The 15,840-nt window shown below is 58.6% G+C and carries 16 protein-coding genes; 7 read left to right on the top strand and 9 right to left on the bottom strand.

Features of this window, described 5'->3' with window-relative positions; genetic code table 11:
* Nucleotides 1-2: 2 nt before the first annotated feature.
* On the top strand, nt 3-1,514 hold the full coding sequence (gene trpE, locus OE750_RS03520; RefSeq protein WP_263761449.1) for an anthranilate synthase component I: 1,512 nt from the start codon (nt 3-5) through the stop codon (nt 1,512-1,514).
* Nucleotides 1,515-1,666: 152 nt separating this feature from the next.
* Nucleotides 1,667-2,221: a pseudouridine synthase gene (locus OE750_RS03515; RefSeq protein ID WP_263761447.1), complete on the top strand. Its 555-nt coding sequence runs from the start codon at nt 1,667-1,669 to the stop codon at nt 2,219-2,221.
* A gap of 14 nt (nt 2,222-2,235) precedes the next feature.
* Here OE750_RS03515 and OE750_RS03510 read toward each other — a convergent pair whose 3' ends face one another.
* On the bottom strand, nt 2,236-3,624 hold the full coding sequence (locus OE750_RS03510; RefSeq protein ID WP_263761444.1) for a divergent polysaccharide deacteylase family protein: 1,389 nt from the start codon (nt 3,622-3,624) through the stop codon (nt 2,236-2,238).
* Nucleotides 3,625-3,748: 124 nt separating this feature from the next.
* Between OE750_RS03510 and OE750_RS03505 the strand changes: the two genes are divergently transcribed.
* From OE750_RS03505 to glp, 5 genes are read left to right on the top strand one after another with little or no spacing between them, the layout of a single operon-like run.
* The gene (locus OE750_RS03505; RefSeq protein WP_263761440.1) at nt 3,749-4,330 is read left to right on the top strand and encodes an anthranilate synthase component II; all 582 of its coding nucleotides are present in this window, start codon (nt 3,749-3,751) and stop codon (nt 4,328-4,330) included.
* The gene (gene trpD / locus OE750_RS03500; RefSeq protein WP_263761438.1) at nt 4,327-5,349 is read left to right on the top strand and encodes an anthranilate phosphoribosyltransferase; all 1,023 of its coding nucleotides are present in this window, start codon (nt 4,327-4,329) and stop codon (nt 5,347-5,349) included. Before OE750_RS03505 ends, trpD begins: the two co-directional genes overlap by 4 nt.
* Nucleotides 5,346-6,152 carry an indole-3-glycerol phosphate synthase TrpC gene (gene trpC / locus OE750_RS03495; RefSeq protein ID WP_263761436.1) on the top strand — a complete coding sequence of 269 codons (807 nt, stop codon included), beginning with the start codon at nt 5,346-5,348 and terminating at the stop codon, nt 6,150-6,152. The genes trpD and trpC overlap by 4 nt, the downstream gene beginning before the upstream one ends.
* A complete protein-coding gene (gene moaC, locus OE750_RS03490) occupies nt 6,153-6,629 on the top strand; it encodes a cyclic pyranopterin monophosphate synthase MoaC (protein WP_263761434.1) in 477 nt (158 codons plus the stop codon).
* Nucleotides 6,626-7,801 carry a gephyrin-like molybdotransferase Glp gene (gene glp / locus OE750_RS03485; protein WP_263761432.1) on the top strand — a complete coding sequence of 392 codons (1,176 nt, stop codon included), beginning with the start codon at nt 6,626-6,628 and terminating at the stop codon, nt 7,799-7,801. The genes moaC and glp overlap by 4 nt, the downstream gene beginning before the upstream one ends.
* Here glp and lpxB read toward each other — a convergent pair.
* From lpxB to rseP, 8 genes are all read right to left on the bottom strand, one after another.
* Nucleotides 7,794-8,936 (bottom strand): lipid-A-disaccharide synthase, encoded by a 1,143-nt coding sequence (gene lpxB, locus OE750_RS03480; RefSeq protein WP_263761429.1) that lies wholly within the window; start codon nt 8,934-8,936, stop codon nt 7,794-7,796. The two genes, glp and lpxB, sit on opposite strands and share 8 nt — an antisense overlap.
* Nucleotides 8,924-9,844 carry an LpxI family protein gene (locus tag OE750_RS03475; RefSeq protein ID WP_263761427.1) on the bottom strand — a complete coding sequence of 307 codons (921 nt, stop codon included), beginning with the start codon at nt 9,842-9,844 and terminating at the stop codon, nt 8,924-8,926. The genes lpxB and OE750_RS03475 overlap by 13 nt, the downstream gene beginning before the upstream one ends.
* A 1-nt stretch (nt 9,845) precedes the next feature.
* Nucleotides 9,846-10,634 carry an acyl-ACP--UDP-N-acetylglucosamine O-acyltransferase gene (lpxA, locus tag OE750_RS03470; protein ID WP_263761425.1) on the bottom strand — a complete coding sequence of 263 codons (789 nt, stop codon included), beginning with the start codon at nt 10,632-10,634 and terminating at the stop codon, nt 9,846-9,848.
* Complete coding sequence (fabZ, locus tag OE750_RS03465; RefSeq protein ID WP_263761422.1) at nt 10,631-11,104, bottom strand: 3-hydroxyacyl-ACP dehydratase FabZ; 474 nt, start codon at nt 11,102-11,104, stop codon at nt 10,631-10,633. The genes lpxA and fabZ overlap by 4 nt, the downstream gene beginning before the upstream one ends.
* A 67-nt stretch (nt 11,105-11,171) precedes the next feature.
* On the bottom strand, nt 11,172-11,741 hold the full coding sequence (locus tag OE750_RS03460; RefSeq protein WP_263761420.1) for an OmpH family outer membrane protein: 570 nt from the start codon (nt 11,739-11,741) through the stop codon (nt 11,172-11,174).
* A gap of 19 nt (nt 11,742-11,760) precedes the next feature.
* Nucleotides 11,761-14,142 (bottom strand): outer membrane protein assembly factor BamA, encoded by a 2,382-nt coding sequence (gene bamA, locus OE750_RS03455; RefSeq protein ID WP_263761418.1) that lies wholly within the window; start codon nt 14,140-14,142, stop codon nt 11,761-11,763.
* Between the two features lie 131 nt (nt 14,143-14,273).
* Nucleotides 14,274-14,405, bottom strand: coding sequence for a hypothetical protein (locus OE750_RS03450; protein WP_263761416.1), 132 nt, complete (start codon nt 14,403-14,405; stop codon nt 14,274-14,276).
* 90 nt (nt 14,406-14,495) lie between these two features.
* Nucleotides 14,496-15,818 carry an RIP metalloprotease RseP gene (gene rseP, locus OE750_RS03445; protein ID WP_263761414.1) on the bottom strand — a complete coding sequence of 441 codons (1,323 nt, stop codon included), beginning with the start codon at nt 15,816-15,818 and terminating at the stop codon, nt 14,496-14,498.
* Nucleotides 15,819-15,840: the final 22 nt, after the last annotated feature.

Below are 15,840 nucleotides of genomic sequence, written 5' to 3'. Positions count from 1 at the left end.
AGATGGAGCTGACCCCGTCCTTTGACACCTTCGAAAAGGGCTTTAACGCAGGGCAAAACCAGCTTGTCTACACCCGCCTTGCCGCCGATCTCGATACACCCGTGTCGCTCATGCTCAAGCTCACGGGTGCTGCTAAAAACGCCTTTATGCTCGAATCCGTCACAGGCGGCGAAGTGCGCGGGCGCTACTCCATCATCGGTATGAAGCCCGATCTGGTTTGGCAATGCCACGGCACAGAGAGCCGCCTCAACCGACAGGCACGCTTTGATGAAAGCGCCTTTGAAGGTCAATCAGGTGATCCCCTCGCCAACCTGCGCGCGCTTCTCGCCGAAAGCCGGATCGAGATGCCCGAGGGCCTGCCCGCCGCCTCGGCAGGCCTCTTCGGCTACTTGGGTTACGACATGATCCGCCTTGTCGAACACCTGCCAAATGTTCCTGAAGATACCCTCGGCCTGCCCGATGCGGTGCTCCTGCGCCCCACGGTGACAGCCGTGCTCGATGGCGTCAAAGGCGAGGTCATCGTGGTTGCCCCCGCTTGGGCCAGCGATGGCCAGTCCGCCCGCGCCGCCTATGCACAGGCCGCCGAGCGGGTGATGGACGCCGTGCGCGACCTTGAGCGCGCCCTGCCCCAACAAGCTCGCGAGTTTGGCGAAGCCCATGAAGACAGCGAACCGAAAAGCAACTTCACCCGCGAGGGCTACAAAGCCGCCGTAGAAAAGGCAAAGGACTACATCCGCGCAGGCGATATCTTTCAGGTCGTGCCAAGCCAGCGCTGGTCGCAACCCTTCCGCCAACCGCCCTTTGCGCTCTATCGCAGCCTCAGGCGCACCAATCCCTCGCCCTTCATGTTCTATTTCAACTTCGGTGGCTTTCAGGTTGTCGGCGCATCGCCCGAAATCCTCGTGCGCGTTTTTGGCAACGAAGTGACAATCCGCCCGATCGCAGGCACACGACCCCGCGGCGCCACACCGGAAGAGGACAAAGCGCTGGAGCTTGATCTTCTGGCCGATCAAAAAGAACTCGCCGAGCACCTCATGTTGCTTGATCTCGGGCGCAACGACACCGCCCGCGTGTCCAAAATCGGCACGGTGCGCCCCACCGAAGAGTTCATCATCGAGCGCTACAGCCATGTGATGCACATCGTCTCCAACGTGGTGGGCGAGCTTGCGCCAGAGCATGATGCCCTTTCCGCGCTGCTCTCCGGCCTTCCGGCTGGCACAGTTTCAGGTGCCCCGAAAGTGCGCGCCATGGAGATCATCGACGAGCTTGAGCCCGAAAAGCGCGGCGTCTACGGCGGCGGCGTCGGCTATTTCGCTGCCAATGGTGATATGGATGTCTGCATCGCGCTGCGCACCGCCTTGGTGAAAGATGAAACACTCTACATTCAAGCAGGTGGCGGCGTGGTCTATGACAGCGACCCCGAAGCCGAATATATGGAAACCCTGCACAAATCAGGGGCCATCCGCCGCGCCGCCGCCGATGCGGCCCGCTTTACAGGCAATGGCAATGGCTGACCAAGCCCCCTTTCGCCCGTTCTTTTTTTCTTGCCACAAATATCCCGGGGGTCTGGGGGCTGGCCCCCAGTTCACCCTGCGTCTTGGGGCCAGCCCCCAGGCTGTCGGATTTTCGCGCAGCGAAAATTCGATCTTTCACTTCGCATAACCAAATGAGCCGCCTCATCCTCTTCAACAAGCCTTTCGGCGTGCTGAGCCAGTTCACCGATAAAGGCACGATCGGCTCCCCGCGCGCGACGCTGTCGGATTACATCACCGAAAAAGCCGTCTACCCAGCTGGCCGGCTTGATCGCGACAGCGAAGGCCTGCTCCTGCTCACCGACGACGGAAAACTGCAAGCCCGGCTTTCAAACCCGAAGTTCAAAGAGCCCAAAACATACCTCGTGCAAGTCGAAGGCACACCTGATGATGCTGCCCTCTTAGCCCTCGCCCAAGGTGTCACGCTGAAAGACGGCCTCACAAAGCCCGCCAAGGCCCGCCGCGTGGCGGAGCCGCTGTGGCTCTGGCCGCGCAATCCGCCCATCCGTGTGCGCAAAGCAATTCCCGACACATGGATCGAACTTACCTTGAGAGAGGGGCGCAACCGACAGGTCCGCCGCATGACAGCCCATGTCGGCCACCCCACGCTACGCCTCATCCGTGTCAGTATCGGGCCGCACAGCCTGCACGGCATCGCCCAAGGCGAATGGAAAGCATTGAACCTCTAGAGAGAGGCCAGAGCTTACTGCACTTTCAAAAGCTGGCTCACGGGCGCAAGCTCAAGGCGGTCTCCGCGTTCTTGCAGCCCCCAAAGCAGCAATGCACTGATCGTATCGGCGCGCAAACGGCCCAGCATCACGACACCGCCTTCCGCGCCGGCTTTCATCCCCGCATGGTTCAAAAACCGTTTGATCGTGCTGGCGTTCTGCCCCTTGCTGTCAAAGTCGCGAAACACGGTGGCCGAGGGCACGCCTTCTTTCGCCGCAAGCTTCTGTGCCGTGTTCAACCCCTTGGGAAACAACAGCAGCCCATGTCCGCTGTCATTGGCATATTCCGTCACCTGTTCAATCACCTCGCGGCTGGTTTGCAACCCTGCATCAGGCGTTTCCATAATGCCGACAGCCTCGGGAACCTTGCCCAAAAGCACAGGCATCGACACTTCCACATCCGTAGCCCGCGCCCCGCTCGGCAGATTGACCATCGCCAAAACCTCAAATCCCGAAGCCCGGTATTTTGCCATCGCGTCTTCCGCCCCGCTCCAGGAGGTATCCACAGCAAAACTCAGCGGATAAGGAAAGGTGCTCAACGCCTCGACGCCAATATCGCTCGTGCCGTCGTCAATCAACACAATCGCCATTTTGGGCGTATCAGCCTGCCCGGCAAAAGGTGCGGCGAAGCGCTCCACAGGCGGCAGATCGGCAATATCGACAGAGCCCGCGGGCGCAGAGGCATCTTGCGGTGTGTCCCCACTGTTTTCTGTGCTCTCGGCTCCAAGTGAAGGCAAACGGCTCGACGAGCCCGAGCCAAGCGTGCGCGCCGGCGTTCCGATGCTCACACGTGCTGTCTGCTCGCCTTGCGCAGCAGGAACAGGAGCTGACGGTTCGGCTTCAGGCACATTTGGCACCGTCAGTGTGATTTCTTCACGCTCCTCGTCAGGCAACGGCACAGGTTGTGCCGCTTCAGCTTCGGGCTCGGGCGTAGCTTCATCTGTCAGCTCGGGAGTGCTTTCGCTCAAAGGCATTTCAGGCGCAACACCGGGCGTCTGGTTCCCGGGCGGCGTGTCGGTTTCCGAGAAAACCTCGGGCGCACTGCCGGTTTCAGGTTGGCTCAAGGCAGCTGTCTCGCTCGTGGCGTCCGGCTTTGCTGCCGTCGCCGTATCTGTTTCGGCCGTGCGGTCTGTGTCCGGTGCTTGGCCCTGTGGAGCGGCAGGCTTCACAGCGGGCTGCTCGGCCTCATCCTTTACATCAGGCAAAGCTGCCGTCTGCATATCAGGAGCCGTCACTTCAGGCGCACTCACCCCCGTTTGCGGCGCCCGGGCGCGCGGAATATCCGTGGCAAGCGAAAGCGCTCCCGCGCCGGCGCCCGCCACAACCGTTCCCAATATCACACCACTCAGAAATCCGCGTGCCACTCGATCACCTCTGATTTATCTGCCTTGAAAGGCCACTGCCCCTTGACGGTCCTTGCGAACCCTGAACATGTATACCGCGACCTTGGGCCGAGCCTCCAGCCCTTTCCTAAGAGCGATTGGCAAGATGCTGCTACTGATAGATAATTACGACAGTTTCACTTACAATCTGGTGCATTATTGCGGCGAATTGGGCGCTGACGTTGTGGTCAAACGCAACGATGCCCTCACTGTAGCCGAGGCTCTCGCCCTGCGCCCCTCCTCAATTCTTGTCTCTCCCGGCCCCAAAGACCCGGCTCAGGCTGGCATTTGCCTTGAACTTACCCGCGCCGCTGCCAAGGCACGCATCCCGCTTCTCGGCGTTTGTCTGGGGCATCAAACCCTCGGGGAAGCCTTTGGCGGCAAGGTCGTGCGTTGCCATGAAATCGTCCATGGCAAAATGGGCACCATCCACCATCACGGCAAAAGCGTCTTCGCGGGCCTGCCCTCGCCCTTCGAGGCCACCCGCTATCATTCACTCGTGGTAGAGCGCGAGAGCCTGCCCGACTGCCTTGAGGTGACCGCCGAGCTGGAAGACGGCACCATCATGGGGCTCGCGCACCGCGAGTTTCCCCTGCATGGCGTCCAGTTCCACCCCGAATCAATCCGCTCGGAACACGGACACAAGATGCTGAAAACATTCCTTGATATGGCAAAGGAGCCCGCATGAGCCAGACGCTGAAACCCCTCATCGGTGCCGCCGCCGAGCGCGCGCTCAGCCGCGCCGAGGCCGAGGCTGCCTTCACCGAGCTGTTCAACGGCGAGGCCACCCCCGCCCAGATCGGCGGCTTTCTCATGGCCCTACGCACACGTGGCGAAACAGTTGAGGAATTCGCCGCCGCTGCGGCTGTCATGCGTTCCAAATGCCATCCGGTCAAAGCACCTCAAGGTGCAATGGACATCGTCGGCACAGGCGGTGATGGCAAGGGAACACTCAACATTTCGACCGCTACGGCTTTTGTTGTTGCAGGTGCTGGCGTGCCCGTGGCCAAACACGGCAATCGCAACCTCAGTTCCAAATCAGGCGCAGCCGATGCGCTCACCGAGCTTGGCATCAACGTGATGATCAGCGCACAAGTGGTTGAAAAGGCTCTTGAAAGCTGCGGTATTTGTTTCATGATGGCGCCCATGCACCACCCGGCCATGGCCCATGTCGGCCCCGCACGGGCCGAGCTTGGAACACGCACGATTTTCAACATCCTCGGCCCGCTGACAAACCCGGCAGGCGTCAAACGCCAGCTCACTGGCACGTTCAGCCGCGATCTGATCCGCCCCATGGCCGAAACCCTCGGCCAGCTCGGAAGCGAGCGCGCATGGCTGGTTCACGGCTCCGATGGCACTGACGAACTCACCATTACAGGCGTCTCATGGATCGCCGCGCTCAATGAAGACGGCTCTGTAACAGAGCACGAGCTGCACCCCGAAGAGGCCGGCCTGCCCGAACATCCCTTCGAGGCGATCATCGGCGGCACACCGGCGGAAAACGCAACAGCCTTCCGCGCCCTCCTCGCAGGCGCTCCCTCAGCCTATCGTGATGCTGTTTTGCTCAATTCCGCCGCAGCCCTTCACGTTGCGGGCAAAGCTGATACAGTGGCCCAAGGCGTCGACATGGCGCGCGAGAGCATCGACAGCGGTAGCGCCGCCGAAAAAGTTGCAGCCCTTGCCAAATTCACATCGGAGGCCACATGACCATTCTCGACAAAATCAAAGCTTACAAGCTTGAGGAAATCGCCGCCGACAAAGCCGCCAAACCACTTGATGTGGTCGAGGCCGAGGCCCACGCTGCACCGCACGTGCGCCCCTTTGCAGACGCGCTGTTTGAAGCAAGCAAAACAGGCTACGGCCTCATCGCCGAGATCAAAAAGGCCAGCCCCTCAAAAGGTCTCATCCGGGAAGATTTTGACCCCGCCGCATTGGCACAGGCCTATGAAGCCGGCGGTGCAACTTGCCTGTCGGTTCTCACCGATACCCCCAGTTTTCAAGGTGATAAAAGCTTCCTCACCGAAGCCCGCGCCGCGTGCAACCTGCCTGTGTTGCGCAAGGATTTTCTCTACGATACCTATCAGGTCGCCGAAGCCCGCGCACTCGGCGCAGATTGCATCCTGATCATCATGGCCTCTGTCTCCGATGCGCAAGCCCAAGAGCTTGAAGCCGCCGCCACCGAATGGGGCATGGACGCGCTGATCGAGGTGCACGATGCTGAAGAGCTCGAACGCACACACCTGCTAAGTTCTCGCCTCATCGGCATAAATAATCGCAATCTCAATACCTTCGAAACCTCTCTTGATGTATCACGCAAACTCTCCAAGCATGTTCCTGTCGAGCGGATGATCGTGTCGGAAAGCGGCCTTTCAACCCCGGATGACCTTGCCGAAATGGCCCGCTATGGCGCGCGTTGTTTCCTCATCGGCGAAAGCCTGATGCGGCAGGAGAATGTTGAAATCGCCACACGCACACTTCTGGCCAACCCTTTCACCGCTGGAGGCATGTAAATGTCGGGCCTCACCCATTTTGACGAGACAGGCAACGCCCATATGGTCGATGTCTCCGACAAAGCCGTCACCTCTCGTGTCGCCACAGCCAAGGGCCATATCCGCATGGCCCCCGAAACCCTCGCCATGATCATCGAGGACCGCGCCAAAAAAGGCGATGTCCTCGCCGTGGCGCAGCTTGCAGGCATCATGGGGGCAAAAGAAACCTCGCGTCTCATCCCGCTCTGTCACCCGCTGCCCATCACCAAGGTTGCGCTTGAGCTTGAGCCCGATGAAAGCCTGCCAGGCATACAGATCACAGCAACCGTCAAGACAACGGGGCAAACAGGCGTTGAAATGGAAGCGCTCACAGCCGTCTCCATTGCCGCTCTCACAGTCTACGATATGGTCAAAGCCGTCGACAAAGCCATGGAAATAGGCGCAACCCGCGTTGTGCTGAAAGATGGTGGAAAATCAGGACGTTATGAAGCCAAATGATCTCCGTTGAAGAGGCGCTCGCCCAGCTTTTCGCACTTGTCCGCACCCAACCAACCGAGCTTTGCCCGATTGCGCAAGCCGCTGGCCGTGTGCTGGCAGAGCCCATCAAAGCCAAGCTCACACAGCCGCCTTTCGCGAGCTCATCCATGGATGGTTATGCGCTCAATTCGGTCGAGGCCGACCTACACGCGCAGTTTGTCGTCGTGGGCGAATCTGCCGCCGGCCATAGCTTCATAGGCAAGCTCGGTGCGGGGCAAGCCGTGCGCATCTTCACAGGTGCTCCCGTGCCCGAGGGGGCCGATATGGTCGCCATTCAGGAAGAAGTCGAGCGCCGCGGCAAGCTCATTACGCTGCTCACCGAATACAAAGGTAAATCCAACATCCGCCCTGCAGGGCAGGATTTCATGACCGGTGACGAGATGAGCGCTCCGCGCCAACTCACAGCCTCCGATATCGCCCTCGCAGCCTCGATGAACCACGCAGAGCTGCCCGTCTACAAGCGCCCCGTGGTTGCGCTGGTCTCAACGGGTGACGAGCTTGTCCAGCCGGGTGAAACGCCCGCGCAAGACCAGATCATCGCCTCCAATACCTATGGCTTAAAAGCCCTGCTCGATGCCAACGGAGCCGAGGCCCGCATCCTGCCCATCGCGCGCGACACCCGCGCCAGTCTGGAAACCGTATTCGCGCTTTGTGAAGGCGCTGATCTCATCGTCACAATCGGCGGCGCTTCTGTGGGCGATCATGATATCGTGGCCGATGTCGCCGCAGGCCTCGGCCTTGAGCAAAGCTTCTACAAAGTCGCCATGCGCCCGGGAAAGCCACTCATGGCTGGCCGGATGGGCCGTGCCGTGATGATCGGTCTGCCCGGAAACCCCGTCTCCGCCATGGTTTGTGGCCATGTCTTTCTGCTGCCCTTCCTGCGCGCCATGACGGGCCTCAAAGCCGCCCCCTCACAGCGCTTCACAGCCACGCTTTCAAAGCCGCTCGAAGCCAACGGGCCACGTGAGCACTACATGCGCGCGCGTGTTGAAAACGGCCGGATCGCGGCCGAATCCCGTCAGGATTCTGCGCTGCTTTCAGTGCTGGCCAAGGCCAACGCGCTGCTCATCCGTCCTCCGCATGACAGCGCGCGTGGTGTGGATGAAACCGTCGAGTATATTTGGCTCAGTTAAGCAGCGCCTTGGCCGCGCGCAGGCCCGGATCTACTCCGCCTCTGCCCAGCCGCTCCATCGTGAGGCGCATCGCCTCCGCCTGCGCGTTGGGCTGCGCGAGCACGTCCAACACGGCTTCCGCCAGCGCCTTTGCTGTGCAGGACTTGCCAATCCGCTCAGGCACAGCACGCGTTTCGCTCACAAGGTTCACAAGCGTCACCGTGTCAATAAGCAGCATTCGCGACATGAGCACACGGCTCAGCCACGCCATATCATAACCGATCACCATAGGTGTGCCTGCCGCGGCAAGTTCAAGCGACACCGTGCCGGAAGCCGCCAGCGCCACATCGCAAGCCGCAAACGCCGCGCGCTTCTCATCAGCATCTTTAGGGCTGAGAAAAAGCGTGCCCTTCGGAAAAAGTGCTTCGTTTTCGGTCAGATAGTCCCGCACATTATCCGCAACGACAACCACAGCCCGCATTCCCGCCTGCTTGGCCAAAACAGCCTCCGCCGCAGCCCCAAAGCGCTCTGAAAGCCGCTTCACCTCGCCCATCCGTGAGCCGGGAAGCAACAACAAAAGCGGCGCATCACCAAGCCCGTGTCCAGCCCGAAAGGCGGCAATATCATCGCGGCTCGCCTTGGGCTCTGCCACAACAGGGTGGCCGACAAACTCCGCCTCCATCCCCGCCGCCTGCATGAGTTGCGGCTCAAACGGCAAGAGTGTCAGCACCTTGTCGGTGAACTTCGCCAGTTTCTCCGCGCGCTTGGGCCGCCATGCCCAAACCGAGGGCGCAACATAATGTACCGTTCTGATTGCAGGATTGGCTGCGCGCACATCCTTTGCCACGCGCTTGCAAAAATCAGGGCTGTCGATGGTCAGCAAGAGATCAGGCTCAAACGCCAGTGCCGCTGCCACAGTCTCGTCTTTGCGCCGCACAAGCGCGCGGTATTTCGGCAGCACCTCGGCAAGCCCCATTACGCTCAACTCGCTCATCGGAAAAAGTGAGTCGAGTCCCTCGGCCTCCATAAGCGGCCCACCTACACCCGAAAACGCAATGTCAGGCTGCAAAGCCTTCAATCCGCGCATTACAGCCTGCCCCAGTTTATCGCCCGAGGCTTCCCCCGCCACGATAAATATACGCCTTATCGCACCCATAAAAACATGCCCATGGCATCAAGAATTCTCACGACATGCTCCTGATCCAGCACAATCACACCGCCCGCCTCGATGATGATCCCGTCCAGCCCGGCCTCTGCCGCGCGCATCGCCGTGGCGGGTCCGATGGTCGGCAAATCGGCGCGGCGGTCCTGCTCGGGTTTGGGCGCCTTGAAAAGCACTGCCCCGTTGGCTGCTTTCGGGCCTTCTACGGGCTCGGGCGCATCCTCAAGCCAGCTTTCGATCCTGTCCCAAGCGTTGTCCAGCGGCGTGCTCATCCAGTCCGCCGCGTTCAGCGCCCAGTCCAGCGGCCCCAGCCCGTTCTGGTGCGGCACATATTTCTCGGCAAACTTCGCCAGCATCGCATCGGTCCCGTTGTCGTCTTCCCGTGCCAGCACCTCACCTGCCCGCAAAACACAGGCTTGCCCCAAATCCTGCGCGCCCATCTCGGCCAGCACAGATTCACCCACAAGTGCATCCGCCTCGTGGCGGGGCTCGGGCTTTACCTTCGTCGGCACACCTTCAGGCCGCGTCAGGTCGGGCAACAGCTCATGTGCAGCCCGCACCGTAAAGCCCGTCTGCTCGAATATCCCCATGGCCGCCCGCAGCGCACCGTCATCGCCCTTTTGAAACGCCTCGACAAAAATAGGCACAAGCGGCAATGTCTCGGAATCAAGCTTGCTGGGGTCTACAGCTGGCCGCCCGATCACCCCGCAAAAGCATACTTCCGTCACAGCGCGCTCGCCCAGTCTGAGCAGCAATGTTCCCAAAGTTTCCAATCTAAATGTAAGATCAGCCTCAAGCCCGTCAGGCTCAAACCCCTCCATAGCGCAGATCAGTGGCATCACCTCTTGCGCACCCGCAATCGTCTTGGGCAACGCTCCACGCCCTGCAATCAGCGCCAGCATCTCAGCTTCCGGGCGTCAGGAAAGAACGGTCGCTCGCGCCCGTCACAAAGCCAACGATCTGCTGCACATAGTCGCTTTCGCTGTCTTCGCCCAAACGGCGCGCGCGCTCCTGAAACGTGCCTTCGCCCTGCGCAAGCATCTGGAACGCCGCCCTGAGCGCCGTAATATCTGCCCGTGCCACACCGCGCCGCTTGAGGCCCACAAGGTTCAGCCCGTCAAGCTCGCCGCGCGGCCCCTGCACAAGCCCGTGCGGAATCACATCGTTGGTCACCATGCTCAGCGCACCGATAATCGCTCCCTGACCAATCCGCACCCATTGGTGGATGCCGCACAGCCCGCCGATGATCACATCATCCTCGATCACACAATGCCCCGCCACAGCCGAAGAATTCACCACAATCACACGGTCCCCGACCTGCGCATCATGGGCAATATGACAGCCCGCCATAAACAGCCCGTCATTGCCTACGCGCGTCACACCACCGCCGCCTTCGGTTCCGCAGTTGATGGTCACATGCTCGCGGATACGGTTGCGCGCCCCGATCTTGAGCGCCGTTTTCTCACCCTTGAATTTAAGGTCTTGCGGCACTTCCCCGATCACAGCGAAAGGAAACACAACTGTGCCCTCGCCAATCTCGGTTTGCCCTGTGATCACCACATGGCTCTTGATCTGCACATTCGCACCCAGCACCACATCGGCCCCGATCAGTGAAAACGGCCCGATAGAGCAGCCTTCTCCAATCTGTGCGCCGTCTTCAACAACCGCGCTTGGATGAATATCTATGCTCACTCTGCGGCATCCTTCGGCAGGTCCATCATCGCGGTGAATTCAACTTCACAGGCCATTTCGCCCTCCACAGTCGCCACACCACCAAAGCGCCAAACCTTGGCTCCGGGCTTGCCCCGCAGCGTTGTCAGCTGCATCTCAAGCACATCCCCGGGGATAACCATGCGGCGGAATTTGCACTTCTCGATCGCCATGAAGTAAACGAGCAGTTCCTTGTCGGCCATATCAAGCGCAACACCCACCATAACAGCAGCGGTCTGCGCCATTGCCTCCACAATCGTCACACCGGGCATAATCGGCTTGCCCGGGAAATGCCCCTGAAAATGCGGCTCGTTCATCGTGACATTCTTAATACCACGGGCCGATTGCGTGCCGACAATATCTTCAACACGGTCCACCAACAGGAAGGGGTAACGGTGCGGAATGATCCGCTGGATAAGCCCGATATCGGCGCGAAGAACTTCAGATGTCATTGTTTTTCCTTTTGGTCTATATGCCACATCAGTAGCAACGCGCAGCCCGCGAAACAAGCGCGCAGCGCTAGTCCTCTTGTTGATCGGGCAGCGTCATATTCTCCCCGCGCCCAATCGCTTCATCAATTTTGCGCACCGCATCATTGGTAATGTCGATGGCATTGTCGCGCAAAATCACCGATCGCATATCCAGCAAAATATTTGCACCGCGCTCGTTCATCAGCTCGACAAGCGCGCTTTGCGCCGTGGCCAGAAACCGCGCTTCGGCACTGGCGCGTTTCTCCTCAAGCTCGCGCGCGCGGTCAAGCCGTTCACGGCGGATCGCCTGTACCTTCTGGTCAAAGGCCTCGGCCGTATCACGGAAGTCTTCGGGGCTCATTGTCGGGCGCTGCTCGGTCAAGTCGCGCTCTTCCGTGCGCAACTCTTCTTCAATCCTGCGGTTGTTGGCGGCAAGCTCTTCCGCTTCGGCCTCAAGTTGCTCCGAAATATGTTGCCCGAAAAGTGTCTCTGAAAACAGTCTGTTCGGATCAACAATCACGACTTCGCTTTGCGAATTGCTGAGAGGTTGGTCCGCGCTCTGTGAAAGAGCAACGCCCGCCCAAAGGCCAAAGCCTAAGGCGAGCGCTACGGGTTTCATTCTGTGCCAAAAGGCCATTTTAGAACTCGGTTGAAATCGTGAACTCGAAGCTCTGCTCGTCGTCCTGCTCTTCTTTCTCGAGCGCCTTGCTCCAGTTCAGACGCATTGGTCCAACAGGTGTTTTCCAGAAAATCGAAACACCGGCAACATGACGGAACGAACCGCTTTCATAGATTGTATCGGCACCGGTGGCATCAAGCCCCCAGACATTCCCGATATCGTAGAAAACACCGCCGGTCACACCGTATTCTTCTGGCAGACCCAGCGGAAACAACGCTTCGAATTTGGCTGTCGCAAAATAGTTCCCGCCCAAAGCATCGTTGATGCCTGTGCCTGAGTTGAAGTCGCGCGGGCCGACACCGCCGGGTGAAAAGCCGCGCACGATGTCATCTTCAAACAGCCAGCGGTCGGTTGCGCGGCTGCCCGGGCCCGAGCCGGAGAAGTTTACTGCCCCCCCCGCAAGCGTGGCACGCAGGGTAACTTCTTCATTCAGGATACGCATCTGCGCAGTAACCTTGGCTTTCGAGCGAACAAACGTGTCATCGCCCCCGATACCGAAGTCCTGGCTGAACTGGAACGTCACACCTTCATCGGGATCAAGCGAAGCTTTACGCGAATCCCACTGGTAGGTGTATCCAAGCGAACTGTTCGAGCGCCGACCAAGATTTACTTCGTTTGACAGAACACTGCCAACACAGGTGGTCAAGCCGCAGCCAGCAAGTTGGCCCGTATCGTCATCCAGCGACATTTTGGTCGCGTCAAACTTGTAGTTCACACCCAAACGCGCCCGGTCTCCCAACGGGAATTCAAGCCCCGTCGCAAAAAGCCCACGGCTTGTATCGTAGTTTGCATTCGCGCTCTCGGTTTCGCGATAAGCCACATCAAAGAAAAACTTCACATCACGCCCGAGGAAGGCAGGCTCTTCAAAGTAAAGCCCGTAATCGGTGTTGTCCGTCGCCCCCGATACGCGGAAACGTACGGTCTGGCCACGGCCAAGGAAGTTGGTTTCAGTGTATTGCGCAACAATGCCAAAGCCGTTGTCGGTTGAATAGGTGCCGCCAAAGTTAAGCGAACCCGTTGTCTTCTCCTCGACATCCACATCCAGAATAACGGTGTTGGGCGAAGAGCCTTCACGCGCGTTGACAGTGGCCTCCCCAAAGAAGCCAAGTGCGCGGATACGCTCGGCACTCTCCCGGATTTCACGCGGGTTAAACGGGTCGCCTTCGGCCACACGGAACTGCTGGCGCACAACACGGTCAAGCGTGGTTGCATTGCCCTCAATGTCGATCCGTTCAACAAAAATGCGCTCGCCTTTGGCCAGAACAAATTCCACATCCAGCGTCAATTCGCGCTCGTTGCGGGTGATACGAGGCTCAACCCGCAAGAAAGGTTGACCATTCTTGATCGCCAAGCGTTCCATGCGTGCGATAGAGTTTTCAATCAGCGAGGGCGAGTAAGTCTGCCCTTCGCGCAGCTTGATCGCGTTCTGATACTCATCTGCATCCACTTCGGCAATTTCGCTCACTGTGGTGATCGCACCAAAGGCAAACTGCTGGCCCTCTTCCACATTGAATGTCACAAAATACCCGTCACGCTCGCGCGCAATCTCGGCGTTTACAGCCGTTGTGCGGAAATCGACATACCCGCGTGACAGATAGAAGTCGCGCAAAACCTGTTGGTCAAATTGCAGCCGGTCTTCCACAAAAGTATCTTTGCGGATGAAGGCACGCAAAAGCCCCGCCTGTTTGCTTTCCAGAACACGGCGCAAACGGCGGTCAGAGTAGACCTGGTTGCCCACAAAGCCGATCCGCGACACTTCTGTGATCCCGCCTTCGAAAATCTCGAACACCAGATCAACACGGTTGTCGCTGCGGCGGATAATACGGGGGGTGATCTTGGCTGTCAGACGGCCGTTCTCGGCATAGGCTTCCGTCAGCGTTGCCACATCACGCTCGGCTTGCGTCGGGCTGAAAACAAGACGTGGCTTGAGCTTGATAAAGCCGGCAAGTTCGTCATCCTTGAGGCGCTTGTTGCCCTCGAAGTTGATGCGGTTGATGGTTGGAAATTCTTTGACGCGAATATTCAGCGTGCCGCCGCGTGGTTCGATTTCGACACTTTCGAACAAACCCGATGCCAGAATGCGCTGATATGCTTCATTCAGATCGCCCGCCGACACTGTCTCGTTGCGAGCGATTCCCGCGTAAGACAGGATCGTTCCTGACTCGATCCGCTTGTTGCCTTCGATCGAAACCGATCCAAAGCGGTAATTTTGCGCTTCTACAGCGCTTGCGACCCATAAGAAAGTCACTGAAAACGCTGCGAAAAGCAGTGCTTTGAGTGTGTTGCCTATGGCTTTGTTATCGCCTGTTTGGGCTTTTGCCCTTTTGACTCTGCTCGTCATTTTATCTTTTCCAGTCAGACACCCCGATGCAAACTGACTAATCGCATTGGGCGTTGATGTCAAAACGAGAAGCGCACCAAATCACGGCGCGCTCGTTAAAACCTCAACATTTCCAGTGGAACAGAACGCCCTCAGAGCATTACACTGCCAAGCCAGCCACCCGCAAAAAGCGCGAGGGTGATGGTTGCCAGATAAAGCACACGGTCCCAGTTGAGATCCCACAACAAGTGCAAACCTTGGTAACTCTTCGCAATCGTATCCATTAAAGCCTCTCCTGCTCTTGCAATTATGCTAGCAAGGCTTTGTGCAGGAAGCTTGGCGCAAATGTGGTTTTTTCAAGGCAATCGCGATTTTTAGCAGAAAATATCGTTCCACAGAGCAAAGACCATCACACTCAAAACAAGCGCCATACCAAGGCTCATCAAAAAGTTCATCGCCTTGTCACTCGGCTTTTTGCGCATGACTGCCTCATAGGCATAAAACACGAGGTGTCCGCCATCGAGCATCGGAATCGGCAACAGGTTCAAAAACCCGACAGCCGTCGAAAGCAGCGCCAAAAAGCCGATAAATTCGACAAGCCCTGCCTCCGCCTGATCTTTGGAAGCCCGCGCAATCCCGATCGCGCCGGACATATTGCAAGAGCTGATTTTACCCGCGGCCAAATGATACAATCCCGAAATCGAACGCTCGACAACAGAATAGGTCTGCTTCACACCAAGGCCCACAGCCTCAAACACACCGGGGCGTTCCGTCACAGGTTCAAAGAAGGTCGCGCTCGAAATCCCGATGAGAAAGCGCTTCTCAAAGCCGTTATCGGCTGTCGGCACATCCCTAAGCTCGGGCTGGATTACAAATTCTTTCTCTTCCCCCGTCCGCCAGACGTTCAGCCGCACAGGGCCACCATCGGCCGCCTTCACAACACTGACAAGCTCGCCGAAATTCTCCAGCTCCTCGCCATCGGCGCGCAAGATCACATCCCCCGCCAATAGCCCCGCCGCCTCACCTGCCGAGCGTGGCTGCACCATGCCAATGCGCGCGGGGCTGTATTGCGGCCCCTTCACAGTCATCTGCTCACCATCACGCATCACTGTGTAATCCAGCAAAAGCGTGTCTGGCAGCGCGTCAAAATACTCTCGTGTCGGCTCTTCAGGATAAGGATTGCCTGCAATCGCCAGAATCTGGTCGCCCTCCTCGATCGTGATCCCCTCATAAGGCAAAGGGTAAAGCGTCGATATCTTCGGTGGGTTGGTCATCAGGCCGACAGCCAGAAGCAACCCCGCAAACACAAGGATCGAGAAGATAAAGTTAAAAACAGGCCCCGCCAGAACAGTGGCCGAACGCGCCCAGAGCGGCGCTCCGTGCATCGTGTGGCGCAGCTCGCTCTCAGGCATCGCTTCCATAGCCTCGCCGTCTTTGCCGCTCGCCGCGTTGGCATCACCGAGAAATTTCACATAGCCGCCAAACGGGATCGCCGCGATCTGCCATTTTGTGCCGTGCCTGTCTTTTCGTGCCCATAGCACAGGGCCGAATCCGATAGAAAAGGTCTCCGCCTTGATCCCCGACCAGCGGCCGACAATGTAATGCCCGTATTCATGCACACCGACGATGATCGACAAAGCAACAACAAATGAAATAAGGGTGAGGATAACATTGCCGAATTCTGGCAGGAGGGTCATAAAGTCCAAAAGATATACCTGT

The sequence above is a fragment of the Lentibacter sp. XHP0401 genome, assembly GCF_025751535.1.
Taxonomy (GTDB): Bacteria; Pseudomonadota; Alphaproteobacteria; order Rhodobacterales; family Rhodobacteraceae; genus Lentibacter.
The sequence above is the reverse complement of the archived record's forward strand: the minus strand, read 5'-3'. Positions and strand labels throughout refer to the sequence as shown.

What these genes read in the sequence shown, in the direction of transcription:
- OE750_RS03450 (WP_263761416.1), bottom strand. Translation starts at nt 14,405, where the DNA reads ATGGATACGATTGCGAAGAGTTACCAAGGTTTGCACTTGTTGTGGGAT.
- OE750_RS03460 (WP_263761420.1), bottom strand. Translation starts at nt 11,741, where the DNA reads ATGAAACCCGTAGCGCTCGCCTTAGGCTTTGGCCTTTGGGCGGGCGTT.
- glp (WP_263761432.1), top strand. Translation starts at nt 6,626, where the DNA reads ATGATCTCCGTTGAAGAGGCGCTCGCCCAGCTTTTCGCACTTGTCCGC.
- lpxB (WP_263761429.1), bottom strand. Translation starts at nt 8,936, where the DNA reads ATGGGTGCGATAAGGCGTATATTTATCGTGGCGGGGGAAGCCTCGGGC.
- trpC (WP_263761436.1), top strand. Translation starts at nt 5,346, where the DNA reads ATGACCATTCTCGACAAAATCAAAGCTTACAAGCTTGAGGAAATCGCC.
- fabZ (WP_263761422.1), bottom strand. Translation starts at nt 11,104, where the DNA reads ATGACATCTGAAGTTCTTCGCGCCGATATCGGGCTTATCCAGCGGATC.
- trpE (WP_263761449.1), top strand. Translation starts at nt 3, where the DNA reads ATGGAGCTGACCCCGTCCTTTGACACCTTCGAAAAGGGCTTTAACGCA.
- bamA (WP_263761418.1), bottom strand. Translation starts at nt 14,142, where the DNA reads ATGACGAGCAGAGTCAAAAGGGCAAAAGCCCAAACAGGCGATAACAAA.
- OE750_RS03505 (WP_263761440.1), top strand. Translation starts at nt 3,749, where the DNA reads ATGCTGCTACTGATAGATAATTACGACAGTTTCACTTACAATCTGGTG.
- OE750_RS03475 (WP_263761427.1), bottom strand. Translation starts at nt 9,844, where the DNA reads ATGCTGGCGCTGATTGCAGGGCGTGGAGCGTTGCCCAAGACGATTGCG.
- trpD (WP_263761438.1), top strand. Translation starts at nt 4,327, where the DNA reads ATGAGCCAGACGCTGAAACCCCTCATCGGTGCCGCCGCCGAGCGCGCG.
- moaC (WP_263761434.1), top strand. Translation starts at nt 6,153, where the DNA reads ATGTCGGGCCTCACCCATTTTGACGAGACAGGCAACGCCCATATGGTC.
- OE750_RS03515 (WP_263761447.1), top strand. Translation starts at nt 1,667, where the DNA reads ATGAGCCGCCTCATCCTCTTCAACAAGCCTTTCGGCGTGCTGAGCCAG.
- rseP (WP_263761414.1), bottom strand. Translation starts at nt 15,818, where the DNA reads ATGACCCTCCTGCCAGAATTCGGCAATGTTATCCTCACCCTTATTTCA.